Source organism: Achromobacter insuavis (genome assembly GCF_902859645.1).
Lineage (GTDB): Bacteria > Pseudomonadota > Gammaproteobacteria > Burkholderiales > Burkholderiaceae_B > Achromobacter > Achromobacter insuavis.
This window is the reverse complement of record NZ_CADIJR010000168.1, coordinates 1-3,176: the sequence shown is the minus strand read 5'-3', so window position 1 is coordinate 3,176 and position 3,176 is coordinate 1. Positions and strand designations below refer to the sequence as shown.

Annotated in this window: 4 protein-coding genes; 3 read left to right on the top strand and 1 reads right to left on the bottom strand. The window is 67.9% G+C overall.

Translation table 11 applies throughout. The features are described 5' to 3' along the window. Nucleotides 1-997: NYN domain-containing protein (locus H0523_RS31810; protein WP_180180308.1), on the bottom strand; the 997-nt coding region annotated here is incomplete at its 3' end. Between the two features lie 134 nt (nucleotides 998-1,131). Between H0523_RS31810 and H0523_RS31805 the strand changes: the two genes are divergently transcribed. The 3 genes from H0523_RS31805 to H0523_RS31795 form a co-directional block, all read left to right on the top strand. Continuing rightward, nucleotides 1,132-1,665, top strand: coding sequence for a GNAT family N-acetyltransferase (locus H0523_RS31805; RefSeq protein WP_231689977.1), 534 nt, complete (start codon nucleotides 1,132-1,134; stop codon nucleotides 1,663-1,665). A 223-nt stretch (nucleotides 1,666-1,888) separates the two neighbouring features. After that, entirely contained in the window at nucleotides 1,889-2,752 is an 864-nt protein-coding gene (locus tag H0523_RS31800) for a motility protein A (protein WP_054434158.1), read from the top strand. Further along, on the top strand, nucleotides 2,749-3,176 hold a 428-nt coding region (locus tag H0523_RS31795; protein WP_306670220.1), incomplete at its 3' end, for a flagellar motor protein MotB. The genes H0523_RS31800 and H0523_RS31795, both read left to right, overlap by 4 nt.

Genomic DNA, 3,176 nt, shown 5'->3' with positions numbered 1-3,176 from the left:
GACCGCCCGACGCACTCTTGCGGCCGCCGCGCGCGCCGCGGGCGGGCTTGGCATCGGCCTCGTCGGCCTGGGAACCCGAGGCCGCATCGGCCGCGCTCTCGGGCGCCTCGACCGCCGCCGCCATGGCGCGCAGCGCAGGCTTGCCGCCAACCCTGGCCGGCGTGCCGCCCGCGCTGTCGCGGTAGACATAGGTGCCCGACTTCTCCTCGCGCCCGACGTCCAGGAAGCCGCGCGACTGCGCTTCGTCCAGCAGGTTGCCGAAGGCGCGGAAGCCGTAGTACGACTCGTTGAAATCGGGCCGGCGGCGCTTGAGCGCGTCCTTCAGGGCCGAGGCCCAGACCTTGCCGCTGTCGCCGCGTTCGGCCATCAGCGCCTCGAAGGTCTCGACCACCATGTCCACCGCCTGGGTCTTGCGCGCCTCCAGCTCTTCCTTGCGGCGGCGCTCTTCATCGGGCGAGCGGCGCTGGCCGGCATTGCCGCCGCCGCGGTTGTCGCGGCGGGCGTCGGCGGCGCGCTGGCCTTCGCGGGCCAGGTCGTCATAGAAGATGAATTCGTCGCAGTTGGCGATCAGCAGGTCCGAGGTGGATTGCTTGACCCCCACCCCGATCACCTTCTTGTTGTTCTCGCGCAGCTTGGACACCAGCGGCGAGAAATCGGAATCGCCGCTGATGATGACGAAGGTGTTGACGTGCGACTTGGTGTAGCAGAAGTCCAGCGCGTCCACCACCAGCCGGATGTCGGCCGAGTTCTTGCCCGACTGGCGCACGTGCGGGATCTCGATCAGCTCGAAATTGGCCTCGTGCATCGGCGCCTTGAATTCCTTGTAGCGCTCCCAGTCGCAATAGGCCTTCTTGACCACGATGCTGCCCTTGAGCAGCAGGCGCTCCAGCACCGGCCGGATGTCGAACTTCTGGTACTTGGTGTCGCGCACGCCAAGCGCCACGTTCTCGAAGTCGCAAAAAAGCGCCATGCTGACGTTTTCGTTGGCTGCATTCATAAGTGTTTCTCCGTTGCGGCGGCCATCCCGGCCGCCTGGCCGGGGCGATTGGCCGCGTTTTGCCGCCCATGATATACATTTCCGTCCACTCACCTTCCCCGACCGCGATGCGTGACGATATCCCCCATCCCCCATTGAGCACCGAACGCCTGCTGCTGCAACCGCTGTGCCTGGACGACGCGCCCGCCATCCAGCGCATCTTTCCGCAGTGGGAAGTGGTGCGCTACCTGGCCGAACAGGTGCCCTGGCCCTACCCCGAGGACGGCGCGCGCACCTATGTGGAACAGGTGGCGCTGCCGGCCATGCGGCGTGGCGTGCAGTGGCATTGGTCCTTGCGTCCGCGCGCCGAACCGGACCGCCTGATCGGCCTCATCAGCCTGATGCGCGACGATCCGGGCAACCACCGCGGCTTCTGGCTCGACCCGCAATACCGGGGCCAGGGCTACATGACCGAGGCCAGCGAGGCGGTCACCGGCTATTGGTTCGAGGTGCTGGACCAGCCCGTGTTGCGCGCCCCCAAGGCGGTGGCCAACGAGGGCTCGCGCCGGCTGTCCGACCGCACCGGCATGCGGCGGGTGGCCACCGAAGAGCGCGGCTTCGTGTCGGGACGCCAGATGGCCGAAATCTGGGAAATCACGCGCGAGGAATGGCGGGCGCGCAAGCGCTGATCCCGGCCGGCGGCGTCGGCTCGTCCGGCGCGGCGCCGGCAAATCCGGCCCCGTTTCTTTGCCCGAGGGCCAGACCCGGCCAGCCAGCTGACCGGGGGTTTAAGCCGGCGCTTACCGCCCCTTTCGCCCCGTTTTCCGGCGGATTGCCCCGGCCGCGGCGTGGCTAGAATTTGCCACCATCCCGCATTCCGTGAACCGGATGCCCTCGCTATCGGCAAGATCCATGAATCCGTCTACCGTCATCGGCGCCATCGTCGGCCTGCTCACCCTGGTCATCGTCATCGCGCTGGCCGCCACCAACCCCGGCATGTACTTCAACCTGCCGGGCCTGGCCATCGTGCTGGGCGGCACCGCCGCCGCGCTGTTCATCGCCTATCCGCTGTCCGAAGTGATGCGGGTCTTCAAGCTGGTCGGCACGGTGTTCCGCCACGACCAGCACGACCAGCAGCGCGACATCGAGGAACTGGTCAACATGGCGCAGCTGTGGATGAACACCGACGTCCACAAGGTCGAACTGGAACTCAAGAAGGTCACCAACCCGTTCCTGCGCACCGGCGTGCAGCTGATCATCGACAACACCCCCGAAGACCAGATCATCGAACTGCTGCAATGGCGCGTGGCGCGGCTCAAGGCGCGTGAAATGGCCGAAGCGCAGATGTTCCGCGTCATGGCCACGTTCGCGCCGGCCTTCGGCATGCTCGGCACGCTGGTCGGCCTGATCAACCTGATGGCCGTGCTGGGCGACGGCAGCATGACCACCATCGGCCAACAGCTGGCCATCGGCCTGATGACCACCTTCTACGGCATCCTGCTGGCCAACCTGGTGTGCAAGCCGATCGCCGTCAAGCTCGAGCGCCGCACCGCGCGCCGCGTCGAGTCCATGAACATGGTGCTGCAGGGCATCTCGATGATGTGCGAGAAGCGCGGCCCGGCCGTGGTGCGCGAGACCCTGAACTCGTTCGTCATGCACGTCGAGGACGAAATCTATGACGGCGGCGCCTCCGCGCCGCGCGGCAAGACCGAGGGCCAGGTGCCCACGGCCGCCAAACCCGTGTCCATCACCCGCCCGGCCGCCGCGCGTCAATGAGCCTGATTTCCCCCTCCCTGGCGCAGCGGATCGAGCAGGCCCGCCAGGCCCAGCTGCGCGCGCAGAAGGCGGCCGCCAACAGCGGCTGGCGCCCGAGCAAGAGCGACCGCAAGGACCGCTACGCCCGCTGGCACGTCGATGAAACGGTCGAGAGCGATGCCGAGAACTGGTTGCTGAGCTACCTGGACCTGATCACGTTGCTGCTGGCCATGCTGGTGGTGATGCTGGCCGTCTCGCGCCTGCATGGCGGCTTCTACGAATCCGGCGAGCAGCCCGTCGACCTGGTCGGCAGCCTGGCGGCCAAGGGCCTGCCCGCCTATGACGGCGAGTACGCCGAATTCGACACCCCGGCCATTCCCGCCAGCTGGGCCGACGCCGGCAAGCCCGCCGCCGCGGCCGCCGGCGCGCCGGCCACGGCCGCCCC